At 71.1% G+C, this 25,104-nt stretch carries 26 protein-coding genes; 24 read left to right on the top strand and 2 right to left on the bottom strand.

Annotated elements, in window-relative coordinates; translation table 11 throughout:
- The 11 genes from EES42_RS28060 to EES42_RS28110 form a co-directional block, all read left to right on the top strand.
- A partial coding sequence (locus EES42_RS28060) for a DUF7144 family membrane protein (RefSeq protein WP_124721544.1) occupies nucleotides 1-234 on the top strand: 234 nt, incomplete at its 5' end.
- A gap of 220 nt (nucleotides 235-454) precedes the next feature.
- A complete protein-coding gene (locus tag EES42_RS28065; protein ID WP_164495347.1) occupies nucleotides 455-1,315 on the top strand; it encodes a Gfo/Idh/MocA family protein in 861 nt (286 codons plus the stop codon).
- 295 nt (nucleotides 1,316-1,610) lie between these two features.
- Nucleotides 1,611-2,543, top strand: coding sequence for an ArsR/SmtB family transcription factor (locus EES42_RS28070; RefSeq protein ID WP_164495348.1), 933 nt, complete (start codon nucleotides 1,611-1,613; stop codon nucleotides 2,541-2,543).
- Between the two features lie 292 nt (nucleotides 2,544-2,835).
- Nucleotides 2,836-3,900, top strand: a complete 1,065-nt coding sequence (locus tag EES42_RS28075) for a phytanoyl-CoA dioxygenase family protein (protein WP_124721072.1) — start codon at nucleotides 2,836-2,838, stop codon at nucleotides 3,898-3,900.
- On the top strand, nucleotides 3,882-5,303 hold the full coding sequence (locus EES42_RS28080) for a DUF6271 family protein (protein WP_241196624.1): 1,422 nt from the start codon (nucleotides 3,882-3,884) through the stop codon (nucleotides 5,301-5,303). The genes EES42_RS28075 and EES42_RS28080 overlap by 19 nt, the downstream gene beginning before the upstream one ends.
- 16 nt (nucleotides 5,304-5,319) lie before the next feature.
- Nucleotides 5,320-6,501: a type III PLP-dependent enzyme gene (locus tag EES42_RS28085; RefSeq protein ID WP_124721073.1), complete on the top strand. Its 1,182-nt coding sequence runs from the start codon at nucleotides 5,320-5,322 to the stop codon at nucleotides 6,499-6,501.
- A gap of 12 nt (nucleotides 6,502-6,513) precedes the next feature.
- Entirely contained in the window at nucleotides 6,514-7,071 is a 558-nt protein-coding gene (locus tag EES42_RS28090; protein ID WP_241196625.1) for a GNAT family N-acetyltransferase, read from the top strand.
- A 6-nt stretch (nucleotides 7,072-7,077) separates the two neighbouring features.
- On the top strand, nucleotides 7,078-8,319 hold the full coding sequence (locus EES42_RS28095) for an MFS transporter (RefSeq protein WP_124721075.1): 1,242 nt from the start codon (nucleotides 7,078-7,080) through the stop codon (nucleotides 8,317-8,319).
- A 147-nt stretch (nucleotides 8,320-8,466) separates the two neighbouring features.
- A complete protein-coding gene (locus EES42_RS28100) occupies nucleotides 8,467-9,147 on the top strand; it encodes a 4'-phosphopantetheinyl transferase family protein (protein WP_124721076.1) in 681 nt (226 codons plus the stop codon).
- A gap of 11 nt (nucleotides 9,148-9,158) precedes the next feature.
- Nucleotides 9,159-10,313 (top strand): DmpA family aminopeptidase, encoded by a 1,155-nt coding sequence (locus EES42_RS28105; RefSeq protein ID WP_124721077.1) that lies wholly within the window; start codon nucleotides 9,159-9,161, stop codon nucleotides 10,311-10,313.
- Nucleotides 10,314-10,464: 151 nt separating this feature from the next.
- Entirely contained in the window at nucleotides 10,465-11,085 is a 621-nt protein-coding gene (locus EES42_RS28110; protein WP_124721078.1) for a hypothetical protein, read from the top strand.
- Nucleotides 11,086-11,138: 53 nt separating this feature from the next.
- On the opposite strand, the gene EES42_RS28115 is transcribed toward EES42_RS28110, so the two are convergent.
- Nucleotides 11,139-11,933, bottom strand: a complete 795-nt coding sequence (locus EES42_RS28115; RefSeq protein WP_241196626.1) for an acyl-CoA thioester hydrolase/BAAT C-terminal domain-containing protein — start codon at nucleotides 11,931-11,933, stop codon at nucleotides 11,139-11,141.
- 296 nt (nucleotides 11,934-12,229) lie between these two features.
- Entirely contained in the window at nucleotides 12,230-13,114 is an 885-nt protein-coding gene (locus EES42_RS28120) for an SIS domain-containing protein (protein ID WP_124721080.1), read from the bottom strand.
- Between the two features lie 185 nt (nucleotides 13,115-13,299).
- Here EES42_RS28120 and EES42_RS28125 point away from each other — a divergent pair, with 185 nt between their 5' ends.
- From EES42_RS28125 to EES42_RS28185, 13 genes are all read left to right on the top strand, one after another.
- Nucleotides 13,300-14,100, top strand: coding sequence for a DeoR/GlpR family DNA-binding transcription regulator (locus EES42_RS28125; RefSeq protein ID WP_124721081.1), 801 nt, complete (start codon nucleotides 13,300-13,302; stop codon nucleotides 14,098-14,100).
- A 282-nt stretch (nucleotides 14,101-14,382) separates the two neighbouring features.
- Nucleotides 14,383-15,555, top strand: a complete 1,173-nt coding sequence (locus EES42_RS28130) for a Gfo/Idh/MocA family protein (RefSeq protein WP_124721082.1) — start codon at nucleotides 14,383-14,385, stop codon at nucleotides 15,553-15,555.
- A 349-nt stretch (nucleotides 15,556-15,904) separates the two neighbouring features.
- Nucleotides 15,905-16,912 carry an MBL fold metallo-hydrolase gene (locus EES42_RS28135; RefSeq protein ID WP_124721083.1) on the top strand — a complete coding sequence of 336 codons (1,008 nt, stop codon included), beginning with the start codon at nucleotides 15,905-15,907 and terminating at the stop codon, nucleotides 16,910-16,912.
- Nucleotides 16,913-16,987: 75 nt separating this feature from the next.
- Nucleotides 16,988-18,355, top strand: coding sequence for an ATP-binding protein (locus EES42_RS28140; RefSeq protein ID WP_124721084.1), 1,368 nt, complete (start codon nucleotides 16,988-16,990; stop codon nucleotides 18,353-18,355).
- On the top strand, nucleotides 18,352-18,777 hold the full coding sequence (locus EES42_RS28145; RefSeq protein ID WP_124721085.1) for a roadblock/LC7 domain-containing protein: 426 nt from the start codon (nucleotides 18,352-18,354) through the stop codon (nucleotides 18,775-18,777). Before EES42_RS28140 ends, EES42_RS28145 begins: the two co-directional genes overlap by 4 nt.
- Nucleotides 18,774-19,127, top strand: a complete 354-nt coding sequence (locus EES42_RS28150) for a DUF742 domain-containing protein (protein ID WP_124721086.1) — start codon at nucleotides 18,774-18,776, stop codon at nucleotides 19,125-19,127. The genes EES42_RS28145 and EES42_RS28150 overlap by 4 nt, the downstream gene beginning before the upstream one ends.
- Nucleotides 19,105-19,719 (top strand): GTP-binding protein, encoded by a 615-nt coding sequence (locus EES42_RS28155; protein WP_124721087.1) that lies wholly within the window; start codon nucleotides 19,105-19,107, stop codon nucleotides 19,717-19,719. The genes EES42_RS28150 and EES42_RS28155 overlap by 23 nt, the downstream gene beginning before the upstream one ends.
- Nucleotides 19,716-20,990 (top strand): cytochrome P450, encoded by a 1,275-nt coding sequence (locus tag EES42_RS28160; protein WP_241196627.1) that lies wholly within the window; start codon nucleotides 19,716-19,718, stop codon nucleotides 20,988-20,990. Before EES42_RS28155 ends, EES42_RS28160 begins: the two co-directional genes overlap by 4 nt.
- Before the next feature lie 104 nt (nucleotides 20,991-21,094).
- Complete coding sequence (gene sepF, locus EES42_RS28165) at nucleotides 21,095-21,490, top strand: cell division protein SepF (protein ID WP_124721088.1); 396 nt, start codon at nucleotides 21,095-21,097, stop codon at nucleotides 21,488-21,490.
- Between the two features lie 197 nt (nucleotides 21,491-21,687).
- Nucleotides 21,688-22,818 (top strand): AAA family ATPase, encoded by a 1,131-nt coding sequence (locus EES42_RS28170; protein WP_241196677.1) that lies wholly within the window; start codon nucleotides 21,688-21,690, stop codon nucleotides 22,816-22,818.
- Entirely contained in the window at nucleotides 22,815-23,183 is a 369-nt protein-coding gene (locus tag EES42_RS28175; protein ID WP_124721090.1) for a nucleotide pyrophosphohydrolase, read from the top strand. The genes EES42_RS28170 and EES42_RS28175 overlap by 4 nt, the downstream gene beginning before the upstream one ends.
- Before the next feature lie 123 nt (nucleotides 23,184-23,306).
- Nucleotides 23,307-23,936 carry a DUF6099 family protein gene (locus EES42_RS28180; RefSeq protein WP_241196628.1) on the top strand — a complete coding sequence of 210 codons (630 nt, stop codon included), beginning with the start codon at nucleotides 23,307-23,309 and terminating at the stop codon, nucleotides 23,934-23,936.
- A gap of 127 nt (nucleotides 23,937-24,063) precedes the next feature.
- Entirely contained in the window at nucleotides 24,064-24,987 is a 924-nt protein-coding gene (locus tag EES42_RS28185) for an LLM class F420-dependent oxidoreductase (RefSeq protein WP_124721091.1), read from the top strand.
- Nucleotides 24,988-25,104 lie beyond the last annotated feature (117 nt).

A 25,104-nucleotide genomic window follows, 5' to 3' on the forward strand; every position in this document is an offset into this window, starting at 1 on the left:
TGGGGCGTGATCCACCTCGTGGTCGGTGTGGCGCTCGTCGTCGCCGGCCTGGCGATCCTGTCGAACAAGAGCTGGGGCCGTGGGGCCGGTGTGGCTGCGGCGGGGATCAGTCTGATCACGCAGTTCATGTTCGTTCCGTACTACCCGGCGTGGGCCATCCCCGTCATGGCGCTCGACCTGGTGATCCTCTTTGCACTGACGAGGTTCCATGTCGGAGCCGACGACAGCCGGTGACCTCCAGTGGGTCACGATCTCGATCCGGGCCGCGTCGGCACGAGGTACCGGACGGGCCATCAGGGCATCGGAACGGTCACGGGGGCAGTTCGACCGGGACACTGCCTCCTGCCCCGTTCGTCCCCCGTGGGAGACTCGGTGCTGCGCTGCGCAGGGGCGCCCCTCACGCCCGGGAGGGTGTGATTCCACAGACCTGTCACCTCGAAGGGGAGCTCTCCGGATGCGCATCGGGATCGTCGGCACGGACAACAGCCATGTCGACCAGATCGTGCGCCACCTCAACGGCGACGGGGCGACCGGCGACGCGCGCGTCGTGGCGCTCAGCGGTGGGCGCGGTCGGCGCAATGTCGCGCTGGCGGCCACCGGCGGGATCGCGGAGATCGTCGACGAGCCCGCCGCCCTGATCGGGCTGGTCGACGCGGTCGTCGTCGCGGACCGGGACGGTGCGAACCACCGGCAGCAGGCGATCCCCTTGCTGGCCGCGGGCCTTCCGGTCTTCGTCGACAAGCCTCTCAGCCGCACCGTCGCGGACGCCCGGGCCATGATCGACACCGCACGCGCCCACAACGCACCGCTCAACTCCTCCTCGGCGCTCCGCTGGATTCCCGACACCGAAGCGCTGGTGGCCCGGTCGGCGCAGGGTGGTACGCCGCAGCTGGTCGTGGTGTCCGGGCCGGCCGATCCCGACGGTGACCACGGCGGGATCTTCTTCTACGGCATCCACGCGGTGGACATCGCGCTCAGGCTCGCCCCCGGCGAGATCTCCGGCGTACGCACCGACATCACCGGCACCACGGTCGTCGCCTCGTTCACCGCCGGTGACACCCGCGTCGTCGTGAACCTCGTCAGGCCGGGCAGCACGGACCAGATCCCCTTCCACGCGATGACGTTCACCCGGCAGAGCATGGTGCAGCAGACCCTCGCCCCGGGTGCGGACTACTGCGTACCCGGCCTCGAAGCGTTCCTGGAGATGGCGCGCACGGGCACGCCGCCGATCGGCTACGGGGACCTGCTGCGCCCCATCGAGGTGCTGGAGTCCGTCGCCACCGCCCTGCGCGAGGCGCCCGCCGGCGCCCGCTGAGCCGGGTCCACCGCACCGTAGGGCCCCGGTGGTGCGGGTGTGCCGTGATGCCCGCGCGGGTTGCCGGCAGGCGAAGGGATTCGGTCCGGCAGGCGTACCCCGTACGGCAATTGGCCTGGCGGGATCACGATACGCGCGCGTCGGTTTGCCATGAGTGATACCGGTGTGACCTGGGGCACAAGATCCTTGACAGTCGCCGGACGGTTGCCGAAAGCTCATTCATCATTGGTCTGGACCACAATGAATGGGCGGGGTTCATGCTCGAACCGTCACGTGCTTCTGCCGTGGAGAACTGATGGACCGTCAATTATCTGATGTACGACTGGCGTTGTGTGATTTGTGGCAGGCGTTCGGGGCCGCCGCGCTGCTGGTCCGGTTCGGCCCCGACGTTCCCTGGCCCCACTCCTCCTGGGCCCGCGAGGCGCACGGTGCGCTGACGCCGCGGCTGAGGTCGGTGGTCGCCCTGGCCCGGACGCGCGGGCGCATTCCCTCGTTCCTGACCGGGGGTGTCACCTCCCGGAGGGCGAATGTCGCGGACGAGCTGGACGGCCTGGCGCGTACCCCTGCCGGGCTCGTCCGTGACGAGCTGGCCCGCGAATACCCGCAGGCCTTCGACGACCCCCTGATCGCCGCTCTGATCCGCGAACCGGAAACGCAACTGAGCTACTTGGCCGTGGAGCTGGCGAACTTCTGGCGAACCGCGATCGAGCCCCGCGGGGGCGGACTGGCCCGCTGTCTGGAGGAGGAGATCCTCTTCCGCTCGCGCACCCTGGCGATGGGCGGGGGCGCGGCACTGCTCCGTGATCTCGGGCTCCCGGTCGAGCGCACGGACGGCACGGACCGGGTGACCGCGGTGCCGATGCTCTTCGCGGACGGCACCCACTGGTGGTCGGCCGCCGCGGGGCGGACCGTGGTCGCCTTCGCTGCGCGGGGAGCGGGACTCCTGCACACCGGTGGGGAACGGGACGGTGCCGCGCAGTCCCCGCGCGAGGACCGGCTGGCGATCCTGCTGGGCCGGGGGCGTGCGTCCGTGGTCCGCGAGCTGGCCGTACCGATCACCACCTCCGCGCTCGCCGACCAACTGGGACTGGCCGCGAGCACGGTCTCGCAGCACCTCTCGGCCCTCGTCTCCGCAGGCGTCGTGCAACGCCACCGGGCCGGCACCCGCGTCCTGTACGAGCTGAACCGTTCGGGCGTCACACTCACGCAGTGCCTGATGAATCAGTGAGGCCGGAGGCGGCGTCGCGCAGGCGTGACGGTAGGTCAATTGGCTGGTGCGGAGCCCTCTCCGAGGTGATTCGGCGTACACCGAAAGGCTTGTCCGCCCCACTGCTGTCGACAAGGGTCGAGGTGGGGAAGTGCTCGGGCCCGGCCCGTGGCCCGGCCCGACGCCCGCCGGTCACGGCGGCCGCGCCGAGGCCGTTCCCCGGCACCCACCGCGGTGATGTGCCCGGACCGGATGCGCTGGGGGAGCGGCCGGTCCGCTCAGTCACCGAGAACTTCGAACCTGGAGCGACCGCATGCCGACGCCCACCCCGTATCTGCATCGAGCCCCCTCGGATCTCCCCTACTTCAGCTCGGACGGCGAGGCGTATCTGACGCAGACGCCACTGAGGGACATCCGCAAGTCGCAGGAGCTCCGGGTGCTGTCCCAGGAGGATTTCGACTTCTGGCAGACCTATGGGTACGTCATCGTCAGGGAGGCCATTCCCGCCGCGGCGGCACGGCGCCTGCTGGAGTTCACCTGGGACTTCCAGGGGCTCGACCCGGCACGGCCCGAGAGCTGGTACGAGGACCGGACGTTCCGGAACGACCTGGACCGGGAGCTGCATGTCTACGGCTTCGTCGAGGCGTACCACCACCAGCTCCTCTGGGACAGCCGGCAGGCCCGGCGCGTGTACGACGCGTTCGTCGACGTCTGGGACTGCGAAGAGCTGTGGGTGACGCTGGACCGGCTCAACCTCAATCCCCCCAACATCAAGAACCGTGACCGCGCGCTCATCGCGCCCACGGACAAGGGCTTCGACATCGAGCTGCACTGGGATGTCGACACCACGCTCGGCGTTCTGCCGCAACGGGTCCAGGGGATCATCGCGCTCAACGACACCCGGCCCGAGCTGGGCGGTTTCCAGTGCTCGCCCGAGCTGTTCCGCCGGTTCGAGGAGTGGAAGATCGCTCAGCCGGCGGATCGCGACCCGATCAGGCCGGACGCCGACCGGAGCGAATTCCCCGTGGTGCGGCCCGACTTGAGGGCCGGGGATCTTCTCATCTGGAACGGGCTGCTCGCGCACGGGGTGGCACGCAACACCTCGGAGAACGGGGTGCGCGCGGTGCAGTACCTCTCCATGATGCCCGCGCTCGAATCGCACGAAGACCTGAGGCGGTCCCGGATCGATTCGTGGCGCCGGCTCAGCACGCCGGACTGGAACAGGACGCTGGTCGGCGACGCCACCCGGCACGAATCCCTCAGGTACGGCACCGCCGCGCTGAACGGCCTCGGCGAGCGGCTGCTGGGGCTGACTTCCTGGAACGAGCGGGAACCCGAAGAGTCGGAGGAGGAGCCGGCATGCGCCGTATCTGCCTGACCCTTCCGACCAACCGGCCCTGCGCCGCCGCGATTTCGGACATCGGCGAGGAGGCGGACCACGCGGCCGGCCACTTCGGTGTCGAGGTGCATCTGCTGATCCTGGACTCCTCCGGAAAGGACGCGTTCGCCGAGCATGCCGAGGTGGTCGCCAAGGCCCGCCGGGCCCCGAACGTGATCACGCACCACCTCGACGAAACACAACAGCGGGACTTCCTGCGCCGGGTCGTCCGGCGCTCCGGTGCCGCCGAGCCGGATCTGCTGCTCGACCTCATGCTCCCGTCCGGCGTCTCCTACGGCGCCTGCACCAACCGTGCGTTCCTGATCGCCGCCGCGCTCGGCTGCCGTTCGGTGCACCGCAGGGACTCCGACAGCACGTATCAGGTTCTGAACGGCGAGACGGTCTTTCCGATCCACCATGAGCTGACCTCGCTCGGGAAGAGAGCGGCCGCCGCGGCGGGCGGTGTGTCCGAGACGGTGCTCGACCAGGCACACATGGCCAAGCCGGTGGCGATGGTGGGCAGTTCCTTCGTGGGCGAACTCTCGGTGGACATCGGTGAGATAGCCCGGCTGGACAACGACATCTACCACGACGTCGTCAGCCTGTGGGCTCCTCGCCACTGGCCGGACGAGCAGAAGCGGGAACTGGTGGAGGAGTCCTTCCGGGGAGCGGGCACCGACCCGTTCGTCCGCGACCACTCGACCCTGACCCATGTCGATCCCATGCGGGTGGACATGTGCAACATCAGCTTCCTGGACGAGGTGTACGAGCGGGTGCCACTGCCACCCGCGACCGACACCATCGGCAGCGACTACTTCCTGATGCACCTGGTGCACGACGGCACACTCCCCGGCGTACTGCACAACCGCAACATCGTGAACCACTACACGGCCGAGCGGCGCACCGACGCCGGGTTCATGGCCTATCAGCTGCGGTTCACGAAGTTCTTCCTGTCGATGCTCTACTTCAACTTCATCTACGAGCGGATGGCGGCGGCCGGTGCCGCACTGCTCGACGACGACTTCCACGTACGCCCGGAAACGGTGGCCGGGCTGGCGAGGCAGAGCGCCGGGGCGGACCGCGAGGAGAACGTGCACCGGCTGGACGTCATCGAGCGCTCCTACCGCCGACTGGGCGGCAGATACGCCGAGTTCGCCGAAACCCTGGCATCGCGAGGCCGACGGCTGCTCGAAGAGGCCCGGGCGGACATCGAGAACTTCGCGCTGCTGACCGAGGCCTGGCACTCCCTGGTGCGGGCGAGCAGATCCACCCCCGTTCACCGGCCTGCCGGATCCGTCGATGTCCATCGGCCGGCTGGATCTGGCGATATCCATCGGCCTGCCGGATCCACCGCTGTCCACCGGCCTGCCGCATCCACCGGCATTCACCGGTCGAGCCGCTAGGCGGGCCCGGATCATCATGCATCTGAACGCCCAACTGAACGCCCATACGCGCGCTGCGCTCGAAGCCACCGACGAGGACCTGATCGTCTTCGATCTCGCCGGAATCGAAGCGCAATACGACTCACTGTTACGGGAGTTGCCCGGCATCTCCGTCCGGTTCGCCATGAAGTCCTGCCCCGTGGACGAGGTTCTGTCCCGGCTCGCGGAGAAGGGGTCCGGATTCGACGCGGCGAGCCCCAACGAGATCGCGCAGGCCCTCAGGACCGGTGTGCCGGCCGACCGGATCCATTACGGCAACACCATCAAGTCCGACGGGAACATCGCCGAAGCACACCGCCTCGGCGTGCGGACCTTCGCGACCGACAGCCTGGAGGACGTGGCGGCGACAGCGGCCCACGCCGCCGGATCCCGGGTCTTCTGCAGACTGGCCACCAGTGGCGAGGGCGCACTCTGGGGCCTCAGCCGGAAATTCGGCTGCTCCGGGACCGATGCGGTGCTCGTCATGGAGGCCGCGCGGTCGGCCGGACTGACACCGGCCGGCCTGTCCGTCCACGTCGGCTCTCAGCAGATGACATCGGAAGCCTGGCAGGACGCCTTCGAGCGCATCGCCGATGTGCTCACCGAACTGAACCGCCGAGGTATCCATCCGGACCACATCAATCTCGGCGGCGGCCTGCCCGCCGCCGGCTATCTCGACAGCCGGGGAATCCCGCTGGACCCTCCGCTGGACAAGATGTTCGCGGTGATCCGGGAAGGAATCCAGCACCTCGGGGCGGTCTCGGAAAGCCCGCTGGACTTCGTCATGGAGCCGGGCCGCCATCTGGTCGCCGACCACGGCACGATCAGGGCACATGTGTCCCGGCTGTCCTCCCGGAGACAGATGGACGGCGAACGCGAGCACTGGCTCTATCTGAGCTGCGGAAAGTTCAACGGCCTTTACGAGATGGATCAGTTGCAGTACCGGCTGATGTTCCCCTCGGACCCCGGAACGGGCCACGTCCCGGCCGTTGTCGCGGGCCCCACCTGCGACAGCGACGACGCCTACGACCACCGGCACAACCGTGTTTCCGTGCCCGGATCGGCCGCCTCGGGAGACCCGGTCTGGATTCTCTCCAGCGGCGCCTACGCCACCGGATACATGACCCAGGGATTCAACGGTTTCGATCCCCTTCCGTACACCTGTGTCGAGGGCGGATAGATGGGCCGTGACATGCGCGTACGCCGTATCTCGGAGCGTGACTGGGACGCCGTCGCGGCGCTGGAGGCCGGTGCGTACACCGCCGCCGGACTCTCGGAAGGCCGGGCGGCCCTGAAGTCCCGGGCCGATGCCTCGCCCGCCACCTGCTTCGTACTGGACCACGGGGACCGGACCGTGGGCTATCTGCTGGCACTGCCCTATCCGATGTTCGAGTATCCGGACCTGAACCGGACGGAGGACGTCGTCTTCCACTCGCGCAATCTGCATCTGCACGATCTCGTCATCGCCGAGGAGTTCCGCGGCAGGGGCCTGGCGAAAGGCCTGTTGCGGCATTTCACCGGAACAGCGGGGGCGAAGGGGTACGAGGGAATCTCCCTGGTCGCCGTCCTCGGCAGCGACACCTTCTGGGCGGCGAACGGATACCGGGCCCATCGGGAGGTCACACCCCCGACGGGTTACGGCGCGGACGCGGTGTACATGTCCCGGGCCGTGCCCGGCGCCCACAGCAGGAGAACGAATCCCGCCCGTGCGTCCTCGCACCGGGCAACTCTGGAAGACGAAGTGGGCTGATTGCCGATGTCTGGCGTTTCTGGCGTCAACGATCAATTCCGCCGAGCACAGCTCGCGATCGCAGCGTTGTTCTGTTTTCTCGGATTCCAGTACGCGACCTGGGCATCACGGCTCCCCGCCATCAAGACCCGGCTGGACCTGACGGAGGCGGAACTGGGCCTGCTGCTGATGGCCTGCGGCGCGGGCGCGGCCGCGTCGTTCCCCCTCGTGGCGATACTGATGAAGCGCATGGGTTCACGACGGCTCGCGGTCCTGTCGGCCGTGGCCCTGAGCCTGCTCCTGCTCGCACTGTCGGCAGCACCCAACTATCCGGTCGCCCTCGTCGTCATCTGCTGCGACGGGATCGCCGTCGGCGCCCTGAACGTCGCGATGAACGCTCAGGGCGCCGCGCTCGAAGTCACCTATCAGCGCACCGCCATGGCCAGACTGCACGCGACCTTCAGCGCCGGTTCGCTGTTCGCCGCGCTCCTCGCCTCCGGTGTGAACCTGCTGACCACGGACGTCACGGTGCACTTCGGTGTGGCCGCGGCCCTGTTGCTCCTGCTGGTCGGGCTGACCAGGTCGGGGCTGCTGACCGAGGACGAGCAGCCCCAGGCCGGGTCCACGGCCGAGAGCCAGGCCGGTACGCCCACCGAGGATCCCGTCCCGGAGAAGAGCCGCCGCAGGCTGAGCATGCCGTCCCGCGTGACGATATGGATGGGCTTCGCGATGGTGTTCGGCACGGTCACCGAAGGCGCCATGAACGACTGGTCCGCTCTCTACATGAAGGACGTGGTCGACGCGGCGGCGGAACTGGCGCCCCTGGGCATCGCGGTGGTCTCGGTCATGATGGTGCTGGCCCGCGTCTTCGCCGACGGCTGGCGCAGCCGCTGGGGCGACGGGCGCATCGTCCGCGTCGGCGGTGTGGTGGCCGGGACCGGGCTGGCGCTCGCCCTGCTGGCCGGGGGCGTGGTGCCGACCCTGATCGGGTTCGCCTGCGTCGGCCTGGGCGTGGCGGCCGTGACGCCCTGCATCTACGTGGCGGCGGCAGCGCAGGGCACGGACGCCCTGGCCCTGGTCGCCGCCATGGGAACGACGGGCCTGCTGGCCGGGCCCGCGCTGATCGGCTTCATAGCGAGCGCGGGCAGCCTGGTCTGGGGAATGGGCGCCGTCGCCGCCTCGGCGATCCTGGTGTCCCTGTGCGCCACACGGATCCGCTGGCCGGGACTCGCCGAGTCGGAACCCCGGGTCCTGAGCCCAGAGAGCTGAGCCCCGGTTACCGAGCCCCGAGAGCTGAGCCCCGGTGCCCGAGCCCCGGACGTGAGCACGGGCACTTCGGGGCTCGGTGACCCCGGCCGGTTGGGTGTGCTCCCGGCACCAGGCAGGATGGTGCCGTCCAGCCGGCAAGGGGAGACCATGATCGAGAAGATTCTACCGTCCCGGGTAGCGGTGGCAGAGGCGTTCTCCGACCTGCCCGATGCCGTGCTCCTGCCCGCCGAGGAGGCGCTGACCCGCGGCTTCGTGGCCAAGCGCCGCGGGGAGTTCGCCACGGCGCGTCACTGCGCCCGCCTCGCCCTCGGATCGCTGGGCATCCCTCCCGTCCCCATCCTCAAGGGCGCGCGCGGTGCCCCGATCTGGCCGGAGAACACGGTCGGGAGCCTGACCCACTGCACCGGCTACCGCGCCGCCGTCGTGGCCCACCGGGCGGACGTGCGCTCCGTCGGCATCGACGCCGAGTGCGACGCGCCGCTCCCCGCCGACGTGCACGGCAGCATCGCGCTGGCGACGGAGCAGCGGCGCGAGCGCGAACTGTGCCTGGAACGACCGGAGATCAACTGGGACCGGCTGCTGTTCAGCGCGAAGGAGGCCGTGTACAAGACCTGGTTCCCGCTGACCCACCGCTGGCTGGGCTTCGAGGAGGCCGACATCGAGCTCTGCCCGGACGGCAGCTTCACCGCCGAGATCCTGACCTCCGACCTGGAACCGGCGGCCGGTACGGGAGCCCCTGCGGTCCCCGGGGTCTTCAGCGGCCGCTGGCTGTCCGAGGGCGGTCTGCTGCTGACCGCGATCGTTGTCGAGGACACGCCCGCACCGTAATCTCTGTCCGCATGAGTGAAGACCACCCGGGCGAAGAGCGCAGGCGCGCACGCGAGTTGGGCATCTCCCTGAACGGCGAGCCCGGGAGGTGGAACGCGATCACGGACGTCCCCGGCGTCGAGGTCGGATACGTCACCCTCGTGGACGGCGACGACGTACGCACCGGTGTGACCGCGCTGCTGCCGCGCGGCCGGGACGGTGTGGGAACCCCCTGCGCGGCCGGCCGGCACTCGTTCAACGGCAACGGTGAGATGACCGGCACCGCGTGGATCGAGGAGACCGGCTCGCTCGCCGTTCCGGTGGTCATCACCAACACGTACGCGGTCGGCCCGGTGCACCGGGGCGTGGTCGAGTGGGTCCGCGCCAACTGCCGGGGCATGGCGCCGGAGTGGCTGCTGCCGGTCGTCACGGAGACCTGGGACGGTCACCTCAACGACATCCACGGCTCGGCCGTGGAGTCCCGCCACGCGGCGGAGGCGATCGAGGCGGCGGTCTCCGGCCCGGTCGAGGAAGGGTGTGTCGGCGGCGGGACGGGCATGCGCTGCTACGGCTTCAAGGGCGGCTCGGGCACCGCGTCGCGCGTGGTGGAGTACGGCGAGGACCGGTACACCGTCGGAGCCTTCGTCCAGGCCAACTTCGGCGCACTGCGCGAACTGGTGGTGTCCGGTGTACCGGTGGGCCGCGAGCTCGCCGACCCGGCCGGGTCGGCGGCGCCCCGGGTGGCCCCCGGGGCGACGGCCGACGGGGAGCGCCCGGTGCCGCCCGGCGCGGGCTCGGTGATCGTGGTGGTGGCGACCGACGCACCGCTGCTGCCGGGTCAGTGCAAGGCGCTGGCCCGCCGGGTGACGCTCGGCCTGGCCCGTACCGGCACCACCGGCAGCCACTTCTCCGGAGACCTGTTCCTGGCCTTCTCCACGGCCAACCCGTCCGCGCTGACCAGTACGTTCCCGGAGAACGACGGCAGTGCACCGTACGAGTCGATGCGCTTCGTCCCCTGGGGCCGGATGGACCCCTTCTACGGCGCGGTGGTCGAGTCGGTGGAGGAGGCGGTGCTCAATGTGCTCACCGGCGCGGAGCCGATGACGGGTCGGGCCGGCCACCACGTCCCGGCGCTTCCGCTGGACCGGGTGACCGAGCTCCTGGCGGCGCGCGGAGCGGTGTCGTAAGCCCTACGGACCGGCGCGCGGAGGAGTGTCGAAAAGCCCCGCGGGCCGGCGCGCGGAGCGGTGTCGTAAAGCCCCCACGGACCGGCGCGCTCACAGCCGCTTCGGGCGGGCTCGTTGGCCGGGTACAGGTTCGTCGGCCATACTGCCCGCCGTGGAGCAGCGCATAGATCCGAACACTCAGCCCGGATACGCCGCAGGGACAGACCCGGCGTTCATCCCCGGTCTCACGGCCCCCGTCACGGCCAGGACACCGGACACGAGCCTGGAGCAGCCAGACCTGGAGGAGACAGAACCGGAACAGGCGGAGCAGGAAAAGCCGGAGCAGGACCGTCCGGAGCACGACCGGCCGGAGTCGGAAGCGACGCAGGAGCGGTCGGCCGACGACGCCGCTCCCGGCGGTGAGGCTTCCCACGGTGAGGCTTCCGACGACGGGGACAGCGACGAGGCGGCGGGCGGAAAGGACGCGGCGGCGGACGGCGAGGAGGCGGCGGACGGTCCCTCGTTCGAGGTGAGCGACCGCCGGGGCTCGATCGCCGCGGACCGTGCGGGGGTCCGGTTCCGGCTGGACGACCAGGAAGCCGACTTCCGGTGGGACGAGATCGGTGCCGTCGAGGTGAAGTTGCCCCGGTTCGGCCGCCGGTTCACCGTCACTGTCCATATGTCGACCCGGCGGTGGTTCAACGCCGAGGTCGAGGCGCCGGCCAGGAGCAGCCTCAAGGAGTGGGCGGCGGAGCTCGACACGGTGCTGGACGCCTACTTCGAGGAGTCCTGACCCCGGCGGAGCGGCCTGGTGGGCGGGGTCGGCAGTCTCCCCGCCCACCGGCCTCAGCGCGTGCCGTACGGGCCGCGGAGCGCGTCGAGGATGTGCGGCCACGCGGCGGCCCCGAGCGCCGCGTCCGCCGCGGCTGAACCCCCGTAGCGGAACTGTGCGGAGGCGGGCGCCGGACCCTCGCCGGGCAGGCGTGGACGGTGGCCCGCGCCTGGGGCGCCGACGACCCGTACGGGCAGCCCGGCCGCCCTGCGTCGGGCGGCAAGCTCCTCGGCGCAGGGCAGCGAGGGCCACATCTCGTCGTCGCCGCCCGCGACCAGGACGAGATCTGCGCCCGACCTCTCCACCGGAATCCTCGCCGCGTCGACGCGACCGGCGAACGTGCGCCGACTCTGCTCGTACCAGCCGCGGATCGCGACCGGACCGCCTTCGGGGCGTGCGGGCGCGGGCGTCCAGGAGTCGTCGTACGGGACGAACGGCAGCGGCTCACCGCGCCAGGTCCATGAGGACCGGTGGGGCCGGGCCCGTCCGTCCTTCCCGGGGCCGACGTTCGCCCAGGTGAGCGACGTGGGCGAGAGCGCCACCACGGCGTCGACACCGGGCAGGAGCACCGACAGGTGCAGGGCGGCCTCCGCGCCCTTGGACGTACCGAGCACGCCGATCCGCCGGGCGCCGCCCGCGCGCAGCAGTGCGATCGCGGGCTCGAAGGTCTCCAGCGGGACCTCGCAGATGCCCGGCGGCTGCCCGGAGCCGCCGAACCAGCGGATCGACAGGGCGGTCATGCCCTCCCGGGCCAGGATCCGGCACCGCTCTTCCTCGATCCGCCCGCTGGACCCGGAGAGCACGAGCACCCCGACCTCCGGGTCGCCGGCCGGACCGTGCGGGGGCCTGGCGAGATACCCCTCGCGAACGCCCCGGTGCGGGGGTTCGAGAGGGGTTCCGCGAGCAGCCCCGCGAGCGCTTTCACGGCGTACGCCTTCACCGCGTACGCCTTCACCCGGATCGACCTCGCCGGGATCGCCTTCATCCGGACCGACCTCATCCGGATCGACGCCATCCGGTTCGACTTCCCCCGGACCGACGCCATCCGGTTCGACCCGGCCGGGATCGCGGAAGACGCGCTCGACGATGTGCATCGGACGGACCGTCAGGCGTCCGTGAGGACGACGGAACGGGTCAGGTGGCGCGGGCTGTCCGGGTCCAGGCCGCGGGCGACGGCGCGGGCGATCGCCAGCCGCTGCACGCGCACCAGGTCGGCCAGCGGGTCCAGGTCGCTGTCCACCCAGCGGGCGCCGGTCGCCAGCACCTGCTCCGCCAGCCCCTCGGGGGCGGTGCCGAACATCCAGGTCGCGGTGCCGTCGGTGGCGATGCTGATCGGGCCGTGGCGGTACTCCATCGCGGGGTACGACTCGGTCCAGGACAGCGACGCCTCCTTCATCTTCAGCGCCGCCTCGTTGGCGAGTCCCGCCGTCCAGCCGCGGCCGAGGAAGGAGAACTGGGTGCACTCCACCAGGCCCTCGGGAAGCGGCTCGGCCAGTGCAGTCTCCGCGTCGCGCACCGCTTCCTCGGTGTGCAGACCGAGGTGGGCACGGAGCAGGGTGAACGCGGTGGTGGCGAACCGGGTCTGCACGACGGACTGCTCGTCGGCGAACTCAAGGACGACGACGTCGTCGGCCGCCGTCATGACCGGTGTGTTCGGGTCGGCGGTGATGGCGACGGTACGGGTGACACCCCGGAGCCGTTCGAGCAGCTCCAGCACCTCGGTCGTGGTCCCCGAACGGGTGAGGGCGACGACCCGGTCGTAACCGCGGCCGAAGGGGAACTCCGAGGCGGCGAAGGCGTCGGACTCGCCCTGGCCGGACCCCTCACGGAGCGCGGCGTACGCCTGGGCCATGTAGAACGAGGTGCCGCAGCCGACGACCGCGATGCGCTCGCCGGTGGCGGGCAGCGCGGCCGACTGCGTCTCGGCCAGCTCGGCGGCGCGACGCCAGCACTCCGGCTGACTGGCTGTCTCGATCTCGACAAATGACACTTTTGCACTCCGTACTCGTAGTGAGATGCTCGTTTACGCAAGATATACGTGCTCTACGAGCATTATCAAGCATCCTGCGTGCAGGAGGCTTGACTGGGCGGTGCCTTGTGCGACGCTTGCGCGTGTCCGGTGACCGTACCCAAGGGGATGGGTGCCCGAAGCCCGGGCTCGTAAGGAGAGTTGCCTTGTCCAGGGATGCCCGGTGGAACGCGCTGCTGGAACTCGTCGGTAAGAACGGCCGGGTGGACGTCGAGGACGCCGCCACGGCGCTGGACGTCTCGGCCGCGACCATCCGCCGCGACCTGGACCAGCTCGCCGAGCAGCAGCTGCTCACCCGTACCCGCGGCGGCGCGGTGGCGCACGGAGTCAGCTACGAACTGGCCCTGCGCTACAAGACCGGCCGCCACGCCCCCGAGAAGCAGGCCATCGGCCGCGCGGTCTCCGAGCTGGTGGCGGTGGGCGAGGTGGTGGGACTGACCGGCGGTACGACGCTGACCGAGGTGGCCCGTTCGCTGGCGGTGCGCTCCGACGTCGTCGGTGAGGGTGCGACCGGGATGGGCGGGCAGCCGACCCTGACCGTGGTCACCAATGCCCTCAACATCGCCAACGAGCTGGTGATCCGCCCGCAGATCAAGATCGTGGTGACCGGCGGAGTGGCCAGGCCCCAGTCGTACGAGCTGACGGGCCCGCTGGCCAGCGGGGTGCTGGGCGAGATCACGCTCGACGTCGCCGTGCTGGGTGTCAACGCGATCGACACCGAGCGCGGTGCCTACGTCCACCACGAGGGCGAGGCCAGTATCAACCGCCTGCTCGCCCAGCAGGCCCAGCGCGTGGTCGTGGCCGCCGACTCCTCGAAGATCGGCAAGCGGGCCTTCGCCCGGGTCTGCGACCTGGCCCAGGTCGACTTCCTGGTCACCGACGAGGGGATCACCCCCGAGGCGACCGCCCGTTTCACCGAGGCCGGGGTCACGGTCATCGCGGTGTGAGCGCCGGCCGCCCGACGGCGGGGAGTCGTCCCGGACGCGGGGCGGCACCCCGCCGTTTTCTCTGTGCGTGCCGCTTCTTTGCTTGTACCGAGGCGATTCGATGTCGAATGATGCTCACTAGGTCCACGAAACGAGCAACTCTTGCCACGTGCGTGCGCTGTCGTGAACTATGTGGGTGTCGCCGTGCAGGAGCAACGGCCGCACCCCCATCCCCGTACGAACCGCCCGCACCACCAGTACAGCCAGACCCGCACCACCAGTACAGCCAGAGAAGGGACCCCCGTGTCAGACCTGCGACTCGGCGTCATCGGGCTCGGCCTGCGCCGTTCCATCGCGACCTCCGCCCACCACCCCGGACAGGGTTCGGCGATCACCGCCGTCTGCGACCTCGACCCCGAGGTCCGGCGGCGCGAGGCCGAGCAGTTCGGTGCCGATGTCGCGGTCGAGGACTACAGGCAGCTCCTCGGCCGGGACGACCTCGACGCGATCGTCGTCGCCACTCCCGACGACACCCACGAGACCATCGCCATCGACGCGCTGCGGGCCGGCAAGGCCGTCTTCGTCGAGAAGCCGCTCGGGATCACCGTCGAGAGCTGCGACAACATCCTGCGCGCCGCGTACGAGACCGGGACCCGGCTGTACGTCGGGCACAACATGCGCCACATGGGCGTCGTGCGGCTGATGCGCGACATCATCGCCCGCGGCGACATCGGCGAGCCCAAGGCGGTGTGGGTGCGGCACTTCGTCGGGTACGGCGGTGACTACTACTTCAAGGACTGGCACGCCGACCGGACCCGCACCACCGGTCTGCTGCTCCAGAAGGCCGCGCACGACATCGACGTACTGCACTGGCTGGCCGGTGGCTACACCCGCCGCGTCAACGCGCTCGGCGACCTCCTCGTCTACGGCGACCTGCCGCGCCGGGAGGCGGACACCCCCCGCCCGGCGAACTGGCTGCGGGAGTTCGACTGGCCGCCGACGGCCCGCAAGGACCTGCACCACATCGTGGACGTCGAGGACGTCTCGGTGATGAACATGCAGCTCGACAACGGCGTCGTGGCCGCCTACCAGCAGTGCCACTTCACCCCCGACTACTGGCGGAACTACACCGTCATCGGCACCGAGGGCCGCCTGGAGAACTTCGGTGACGGACCCGGTGACGAGGTCAAGGTCTGGAACACCGGCCCCAGCGGATACCGCGCCGAGGCGGACATCACCTACCGGGTGCCGGAGGCCGACGGCTCCCACGGCGGCGGGGACAGCCGGATCATGGAGGAGTTCTGCCGGTTCGTACGCGACGGGGGCGTCACCGACACCTCGCCGGTCGCCGCGCGGATGAGCGTCGCCGCCGGTGTGCTCGCGACCCGGTCCCTGCGCGAGGGCGGTGCGCCCTTCGAGGTGCCGGCCCTCGACCCCGAGCTGATCGCCTACTTCGAGGGCGGCCAGGTCCGGTAACGCGCACGAGCGGTGCGACTGGTCCGCAGCTGCGGAGACCTTCGGGGACGGCGCCTTCCGGTGCCGTCCCCGAAGGTCTCCGTACGACTGTTTTCGGTCATGCTCGGTGGGTAATCGGCTCATTCCGGTTTGGCGGCCGCCCGGTGGGCGTTCGGTGAGATGTGTGACGTCGCCGGGTGAATTGGGGTGAATTGCAAGGAAGGTGACGGGTGGGGGTGGGGTGTGCCGGTCTCGCAGGGTCACCGTGGATGCGTCGCGGCAAGGCCAGTAGGGCGATTTCAAGCCAATGAGATCTCGTGGTGGCCGAGTTCGAACGCGTGGCCGGATCCCGGTCGGCATAATCGCGTCCATGTCGATCACGGGTGGAGACGTCGTTGACCTGGGGCGGGGCCTGTACGCATGGCTCCCGCCGAAACGGGGCTGGGGGCTGGCCAACTGCGGTCTGCTCGTCTCGCCCCGCGGTGCGCTGTGGATCGACACCCCGTACGACGCCGTGCTGGCCGGTCAGTTCCTGGCCGAGTCCACGAAGCGGCTGCCGGACGGCGTCCGGGTCGACCGGGTGATCGTCACCCATGCCAACGGGGACCACTTCTGGGGCGCGGGCGTACTCCCGGACGCGGAGATCATCGCGACGCGCGAGGCCCGCGAGCACATCCACTACGAACCCACCCCCAAGCAGCAGCACGCCCTGGTCGCCTCGGGCGATCCGGCCACCCCGCTCGGCGGCTACCTCGCGCGCCACTTCGGCCCCTTCGACTGGTCGCAGACCGAGCCGGTGATGCCGACCACCTACTTCACGGGCGAGCTCGAACTGACCCTGGGGGAGTACCCGGTCCAGATCTCCGCGCTGCCGTCCGCGCACACCACCGGCGACCTGATGGTCCATCTGCCCGCCCAGGACGCCGTGTTCACCGGGGACATCATCTTCTCCTCCACCCCGGAGCAGCCGGGCGACCACCCGGTGCACTGGGCGGGCCCGCTGAGCAACCTGATCTCGGCCTGCGAACGGGTACTGGAGACCGGCGCCGAGACCGTCGTCCCGGGGCACGGCCCGATCCTCGACCGGGCCGGGGTGCGCGACCACATCGTGTACCTGGAGTACGTGCGCGAGCGCGCCCACGCCTTCCACGCGGCCGGGATCCCCGCCGTCGAGGCGGCCCGCCGGGTCATCGGCGAGGGCCGCTACCCGGAACTGGGGCTTCCGGAGCGGCTGGTGGTGACCATCGGCAGCGAGTACCGGCAGCTCGACGGCTCCGAACTGCCCGGCGTGCTCCAGGTGATGACCGAGGTCGCCGTGGTCGCCCAGGAATTGGAGCAGCCGGCCGGACCCGCGGAGCACCGGGGCCTGTCCGGATGAGCCGGCCGGCCCCGCGGAACTCCTGCCACCGATCCGGCCGGAAGACCGGTCCGACAACAGAAACGCGGTGACGGCATGGGCTGGATAGTGGCGGTGATCGCCGCCGCCGCTGCCGTGGCGGCAGCGGTCCGCGCACAGAACTCGGCGCGCGCCGAACGCATCGCCGCGGCCCGCGCCGAGCTGGCCGAACGGCAGGCGAAGGCCGCCGAGGCCCGTACCGCGGCCCTCACCGACGAGATCCGCCAGCTCGCCCGCGAGCGGATACCCGCCGCCGCGCTCGCCCTCTCCCACCCCACCGCCAAGGTCCCCGGACTGCGGGAGGCGGCCGACGTCGACGGCGGCTCCGCGCGGCTGCTCACCGAGGCGGTGCAGGCCGCCCGCGCCGCCGTCGTCGAGGAGCGGGGCCGGGTCGACGCGGCCGCCCGCGCCGCGATGCGCGGCACCTCCGCCAAGATCCAGTCCCTGCTCAACCAGTCCCAGCAGCTGCTGCACGAGCTCCAGCACGAGTACGACGACCCGCGCATCCTGCAACTGGACTTCCGCAACGAACTGGCGCTGCGACGCACCCAGGCCACCGCGGTGCTCTGCGACGCCTGGCCCGGCCTCGCCCGCCAGAACTCACCGCTCGTCGAGATCGTGCTCGGCGCCCAGTCCCGGGTCGCCGGCTACGAACGCATCAAGGTCGCCAACCACCTGCGCGACGAACGGCTGGCCCTCGTCGCCCGCGCCGCCGAACCCCTCGCCATCGCCCTGGCCGAAGTCCTGGCCAACGCCACCGCCTACTCGCACCCCGACACCGACGTCCAGGTCACCCTCCAGCAGAGCGGCGGCCGGGGCGCGTTCCTGGTGGTCGACGACGCGGGCATCGGCATGGACGGCGACGCGCTCGACCGGGCACGGGCCCTGCTCGCGGGCCCGCCCGAGGTCCTGCTGACCGAGCTGGGCGATCCCCCGCAGACCGGCTTCGCCGTCGTCGGCCGGCTGGTGCTGCAGTACGGCTTCAACTGCCACATCGAGGACTCGCCGTTCGGCGGCATGCGCACGATCCTGCGCGTCCCCGCCCATCTGCTGACCGTGCTGGAGGACGACCGCAGCCTCTCCGCCCTCGCCCCGAAGCCGGTGCGGACGCAGGCCTCGCCCGCCGTTCCCGCCCCGACCGAGCAGGAGACCGCCCCCGTGCCGCAACCCGCCGGCGGCGAGGCACCCGCGCTGCCCAGCCGACGCCGACGCGCACCACGCCCGGCCCCGGCCCGCGCCGCCTCCGTCGCCGCCCCGGACCGCGAACAGGTGCCCCGTACACCCGAGCAGGCCGGGGCTTCCTGGGCGGCACTCCAGCAGGGCACCCTCAACGGCAGGAGCGTCGCCGGACCGCCATCCGCACCCGCACCGGACGACCACGACCACCCGGACGACCGGGACGACCAAGGAGACGACCAGACGTGAGCGCCCCCACTTCCACCACCGGCGACCTCGCATGGGTGCTGACCCCGCTGCTGGAGCTGCCCGGAGTCCAGCACGCAGTGGTCGCCACCGGAGACGGCCTCGTCGAGGGCGCCTCGCCCGGCCTGGACCGGGCCTCCGGCGAACGGGTCGCCGCCATGACCGCCACCCTGCACGCCGCGGCCCGCGCGTTCACCACCGCCTTCACCGACGTCGAGGCGCCGCGCCTGGCCCAGACGGTCGTCGAGTCCGACCAGGGCTTCGCCATCGTCGTACCGGCCGGGAACAACACCACGCTCGCCCTGTTCGCGGACCCCGGGGCCAAGCTCGGCGACATCGCGTACCAGATGCAGGTGCAGGTCACCGCCCTGACCCGGGCGATGAACGCACCCGCCCGCCGGCCGGACACCGCCGCCCGGCCATGACCTCCGGCCCTGGGCGCCGTCTGATACCCCCCTACCTGGTCACCGGCGGCCGGACCCGGCCCGCCGGTCCCGCGCTCGACCGGCTCGACATCCTCGTACGCACCGACACCGGACTGCCCCAGGACACCGGCTCGGAGCAGCGCAGACTCTGCGAGCTGCTCGAACCGGGGGCGCTCACCGTCGTCGAATGCGCGGCCCACCTGGACCTGCCGGTCAGCGCCACCGTCTTCCTGGCCACGGACCTCGCGGCCGCCGGACATCTGCTCACCCGACCGCCCGTCCCCAGCGCCGGGGAGATCGACCGGTCGCTCGTCGAGAGGCTGCTCGTTGGACTCCGCTCCCTCCACTGAACGCACCGGCGTCGGTTATCTGCCGCCCGCCGCCCGGACCCTGATGAAGATCGTCGTCACGGGTCCGTTCGGCGTCGGCAAGACCACCCTGATCCGTACGCTGTCGGAGATCGCCACGCTCCACACCGAAGAGGCGATGACCCAGTCCAGCACCCGGTTCGACGACACCGCCGGACTGCCGGACAAGACCACGACCACCGTCGCCGTCGACTTCGGCCGGCTCACCGTCCTGGACGACCTGGTGCTCTACATGTTCGGCACCCCCGGCCAGCAGCGGTTCCTGCCGCTCTGGGAGGACATCGCGCGCGGGGCGCTCGGCGCACTCGTACTGGTCGACACCCGCAGGCTCGCCGACTCCTTCGCGGTCATGGACATGGTCGAGGAGCAGGGCCTGCCGTACGCGATCGCGGTCAACCGGTTCCCCGACGCCCCCGCCCACACCGACGAGGTCCTGCGCCGGCACCTCGACCTCGCCCCCGAGACCCCGCTGGTGCAGTGCGACGCCCGCGAGCGCCGCGGCAGCATCGACGCGCTGATCGCGCTGGCCGAGCACGTACTGACCCGGATGCCCAGGCCCGAGGACCCGTCATGACACCCTACGTACAACCGCCGGAACCCCTCGCCCTGTACGGTCCGGAATTCGCCGCCGACCCGCGCGACCACTACCGGCGGCTGCGCGGACACGGCCCCCTCGCACCCGTCCGGCTCGCCCCCGGCATCGACGCCCTGCTGGTCACCGACTACCAGGCCGCCGTCGATCTGCTCCGCGACACCCACACCTTCACCAAGGACCCGCGCGCCTGGCAGGCCACCGTCCCCGACGACTCGCCGGTCCTGCCCGTGCTCGGCCACCGGCCCACCGCGCTCTTCAGCGACGGCGACGTGCACGCCCGCTACCGCGACGCCATCAACGACAGCCTCGCCCTGATGGAACCGCACGTCCTGCGCGCCGAGGTCGCCCGGGTCGCGAGACGCCTGATCGGCGAATTCGCCGCCACCGGCGACGCCGATCTCATCGCCCAGTACGCCCGACGGCTTCCGCTGCACGTCTTCGTCACCTGGTTCGGCGTGGAGCCGGGCGACGGCGAACGCATCGTCAACGGCATCGCCGGCATGTTCAACTCCACCGAGAACGCCACCACCGCGTACGCCGACCTCGTCGAGGTCGTCACCGAACTGGTCGCCGCCCGGCGCGCCCGGCCGCGCCGCGACCTCACCTCGTACCTCCTCGGCCACCCGGCCGGTCTCGACAACGACGAGACTGTGCGTCAGATCACCCTGATCATGAGCGCGGGTCACGATCCGACGACCAATCTGATCGGCAACGCGCTGCTGCACATGCTCACCGACGCCCGCTACGCCGGGTCGCTGCACGGCGGCGCGATGACGGCCCACGAGGCGATCAACGAGGTCCTCTGGCAGGACCCGCCGCTGGCCAATCTCGGGGCCCACTACCCGCGGCACGACACGGAGTTCCACGGCGTGCGGCTGCGCGCGGGACAACTCGTCCTGGTCTCCTACGCGGCGGCCAACACCCGTTCGGCGCCCGGTCCTTCGGACTCCGCGGTCCGCTCCGGGGCCAGCGCCCACCTCGCCTGGTCCGCCGGTCCGCACCGCTGCCCGGCGAAGCAGCCGGCGCTGCTCATCGCCATGACCGCGATCGAGCAGCTCACCAGCCAGCTGTGCGACGCGGAACTGGCCGTTCCGGCCGGTGGGCTGAAGTGGCGTCCGGGCCCCTTCCACCGCGCGCTGATCCGGCTTCCGGTACGGTTCACCCCCGTCGACATGAGTGCGGAAGCCCACCGGCACAGGACCGCCGGGGAAGCGGCGGACGGGCAGCAGGCGGTGTCGATCGGCCCTTGAACCGTGTCGGTGGTACGCCGAACGGGTGAGTGGCGAGAGAATTGCCCGATGAACAGCGAGCGCAGCCGGCGCAACGCCAACCGAAGCACAGACGGGGTGGTCCGGTGAGCAGGTACGACAGGTACGACGTCACGGACGAGCAGTGGGAGGGGCTTGCCCAGGTCGTACCTCTGCGCAGCCGCAACGAGTGGCCGTCCAGGGTGGATCACCGCACGGTCGACGAGACCGAAGCGGCCGAGCAGCGGCGACTCGTCGTGCTGCGGGTTCAGGTCTTCGCGGACGCACGGGAGGTGGCCGAATACCTGGTCGCGCAGATTCCGGTGCTGCTCGATCTGACCAGCGCCGAGACGGATGTGGCCAAACGCATCCTGGACTTCACCAGCGGGGTGGTCTTCGGCCTCGGCAGCGGAATGCACCGGGTCGACCGGAATGTCTTCCTGCTGTCCCCGGTCGGCATGGAGGTCGAGGGAGTCACGGCGGCGGGCCTTCCGGGTTCGTAGGAGGGTCGCAGGGGCGGGCGGGGCCGGGGCGTTCGAGGTGTCCGACGTAACCCGATCGTAGGAAGGTCGTTCAGGCGGAACGGTTCGCCTGAAGGTGGCCCGCATACCGTCCGCCCATGACTGCACTCCGCCCCGAGACCCTCCCGACGCCGTCCGCCGCCCCGACCGTGCCCGGCGGCACGTCCCTCGCCGCACGCATGCCGGTCCGCTCCGCCGGACCCGTCGTCACCGAGCTGCGGCTGTCCGCCTTCGCCTCGCACCGGGGCGCCGCCTTCCCCATCGGCCCGGTCACGCTCTTCGGCGGGCCCGGCGGCAGCGGCAAATCGAGCGCGTTACGGGCGTACGAGGCCCTGGCGCGGCTGGGCGGCGGAGACCCGCTGGACGAGGTGTTCCCGGATCCGGCGGCCTGTGTGCCGGAAGGGGCCGCGGCCGATGCGCAGGGCCGCCGCGGCTTCCGGATCGGCTGTACGGCGGACGGCCCGGCCGGGCCGGTACGGCTCGACGTCGCCATCCAGGCCGAGCCCACCCTGCGCATCGTCGGTGAACGGCTCACCGGCGGCGGCGAGACCCTGCTCACCACCGCGTTGCGCGACCCGGGGCGCGCCACGGTCCAGGCGGCCTGGCACACGGCGGGCGCGGTCCCCGTGACACGGGCACCGCTGCCGGACGACCGGCTCGGCACGGCCCTGCTGCCGCTGCGGGTCGCGGGCCGGACCGAGGCGCAGTTACGGGTCCTGGCCGCCGCCGAACAGATGGTGGTGGCCCTGCGGTCGGTCTTCGCGTGCGAACCGCAGCCGCAGTGGATGCGGGCCCCCGTGCCGGCCGGTAACGACCGGCTGCGACGCGGCTGCGACAACCTCGCCGCGGTACTGGAGCGTACGCACGCGCAGTGCGTCCAGCGCCATGCCCGGCTCGTCGCCGCGGCGCACGCCGGGTGCGCGGGGACGGTGACCTCGCTGGGCGCCGAACGGCTCGGGGACGGATCGCTGCGGGCGATGCTCGGGCGGGGCGGGGGACGGGCCACCCCGATCGAACGGCTCGGGGACGGCGAGCTGCGCTATCTCGCCCTCGCCCTGGTGCTGCTCACCGGTCCCGGGGCGGTGGCGGTGGACGCCGCGGGCGAGGTGCCGTCGGCCATGCAGACCCTCGCCGTGCTGGCCGACGGACTCGACCGGGACCTGGACGGCGGGCAGTTGCGCGAACTGCTCGCCCTGGCCGTGTCGGCCGGGGCGACCGGGCACCTCAGACTGATCGGGACGGTCACGGAGCCGAACGCCGAACGGGCCCGGGAGACGCCCGGGGTGACGGTGGTAGACCTGGAGCCGTGACAGAACTCGATGTACAGACCCTGCAGCGACGGCTGGCCGCGTTCGCGGCCGCACGTGACTGGGAGCAGTACCACACCCCGAAGAACCTGGCGGCGGCGCTGAGCGTCGAGGCGTCCGAACTGGTCGAGATCTTCCAGTGGTTGACGCCGGAGCAGTCGGCACGCGTGATGGAGCGGCCCGAGACGGCGCACCGGGTGGCGGACGAGGTCGCGGATGTCCTCGCGTATCTGCTCCAGTTCTGCGAGGTGTTGGGCATCGACGCGCTCTCCGCGCTGTCGGAGAAGATCGACCGGAACGAGTCCCGATTCCCCGTGCCTGAGGGCCAGGAGTCCACGGAAACGGGTGACCGTCACTCTTCGGAGTGATCAACTTGTCCACAATCGATTTAGTGTCCACAGATTTCCGAATTCCCCTGGCTTTTCGGTACCGGTGACCTCACTGTGGGTAATGGATGAGGTGAGCGGCTTTTCGTACGGACGGGGGAACGCATGGAAGCGGAACGGCTTGTGGGAGTCAGCCGGCGTGCTCTGGCGCAGAGCAGGGGTACGCCGGACATCATCGCGGAGGCCTGGCAGGCCCAGGCGCTGGCCCAGGCGATCGGCAGCCGCCTGGCGGCCGACGGGCCCAAGGAGTTACGGGGAGAGGCGCGCGGGCTGAGCGAGATCGGCGGGCGGAGCAGCGGCTCGCTGGACCATCCGGCGGCGCGGGCCGCGGTGGCGCGGGCCGCGCAGCTCTCCGGGCTGGCCGACCCCCGGGCGACGCTGACCGGGCTGGGCACACTGCTCGGGGAGGTGGGGATGGCGCTGGTCGGGGTCGCCTGCGAGACCGATGAGCAGGGGCTCTACTGGCAGTGCATGGAGGCGATCGACGCGGCCGACGAGTCGATGGACCGGGTGCACGGAATGCTCCGTCGCCTCGACGAGCACGAAAGGGAGCGGCAGCAGGATCTGGAGCGCGGCCGGGGGCGGGACGGCCCGTACGGCGCGCACGGGGCGAACGGCGCGTACGAGGCGTACGGCGCGTACGAGGCGTACGGCGCGGCCGACGGTGGCAGCGGGGTCGGCGGGACGGCGGGTACGACCGCGGCCGGCCGGGGTCGCGCGAGGCTCCGGGAGTGACCGTGCGGCTTCGGGGAGGGTGCCGGGACGGGAAGGGGGCGGGTGACCCTGCCGGAGTCCGGCGGCGACGGCGCCGGGGAGACGGGAGGAGCGGAGCGACCGATGGCCGGAGGTGCAGGATGGATGCATGGATCTTCGAATCTTCACCGAGCCCCAGCAAGGGGCCGACTACGACACCCTGCTCACCGTCGCCAAGGCCACCGAGGACCTCGGCTTCGACGCCTTCTACCGCTCCGACCACTACCTCCGCATGGGGCCGGGGGACGGACTGCCCGGCCCGACCGACGCCTGGATCACCCTGGCCGGGCTGGCGCGTGAGACCAAGCGGATCCGGCTCGGCACGCTGATGACCGCGGGGACCTTCCGGCTTCCCGGTGTGCTCGCCATCCAGGTCGCGCAGGTCGACCGGATGTCCGGCGGGCGCGTCGAGCTTGGTCTTGGCGCGGGCTGGTTCGAGGAGGAGCACAAGGCCTACGGCATTCCGTTCCCCAAGGAGAAGTTCGGCAGGCTGGAGGAGCAGCTGGAGATCATCACCGGGCTCTGGGCGACCGAGGTCGGCAAGACGTTCGACTTCGACGGCACCTACTACCAGCTCACCGATTCGCCCGCGCTGCCCAAGCCGGCGCAGGCCAAGGTGCCGGTGCTGATCGGTGGCCACGGTGCGACGCGTACACCGCGACTGGCCGCCCGCTATGCGGACGAGTTCAACATCCCCTTCGCGTCGCTGGAGGACAGCGAGAAGCAGTTCGGCCGGGTCAGGGACGCGGCAACGGCGGCCGGCCGCGCACCGGACGACCTGGTGTACTCCAACGCCCTGGTGGTCTGCGTCGGCAAGAACGACGCCGAGGTGGCACGCCGCGCCTCCGTCATCGGGCGTGAGGTGGCGGAGCTGAAGGCGAACGGGCTCGCGGGCTCGCCCGCCGAGGTGGTCGACAAGATCGGCCGGTACGGCGCGATCGGCTCGTCCCGGATCTACCTCCAGGTGCTGGACCTCGACGACCTGGAGCACCTGGAGCTGATCTCCGCGCAGGTCCAGTCCCAGCTCGGCTGAGCCGCCGGGGCCGAGGACAGCGCGAGGATCAGGACACACGGACAGAGGGAGTCGCCTGTGCATCCCGCCCGCCGGGCCGACGGCCCACCGCCCCGACGCCCGCCCGCCGGTACGCCG

The sequence above is a fragment of the Streptomyces sp. ADI95-17 genome (assembly GCF_003846175.1).
GTDB lineage: Bacteria > Actinomycetota > Actinomycetes > Streptomycetales > Streptomycetaceae > Streptomyces > Streptomyces sanglieri.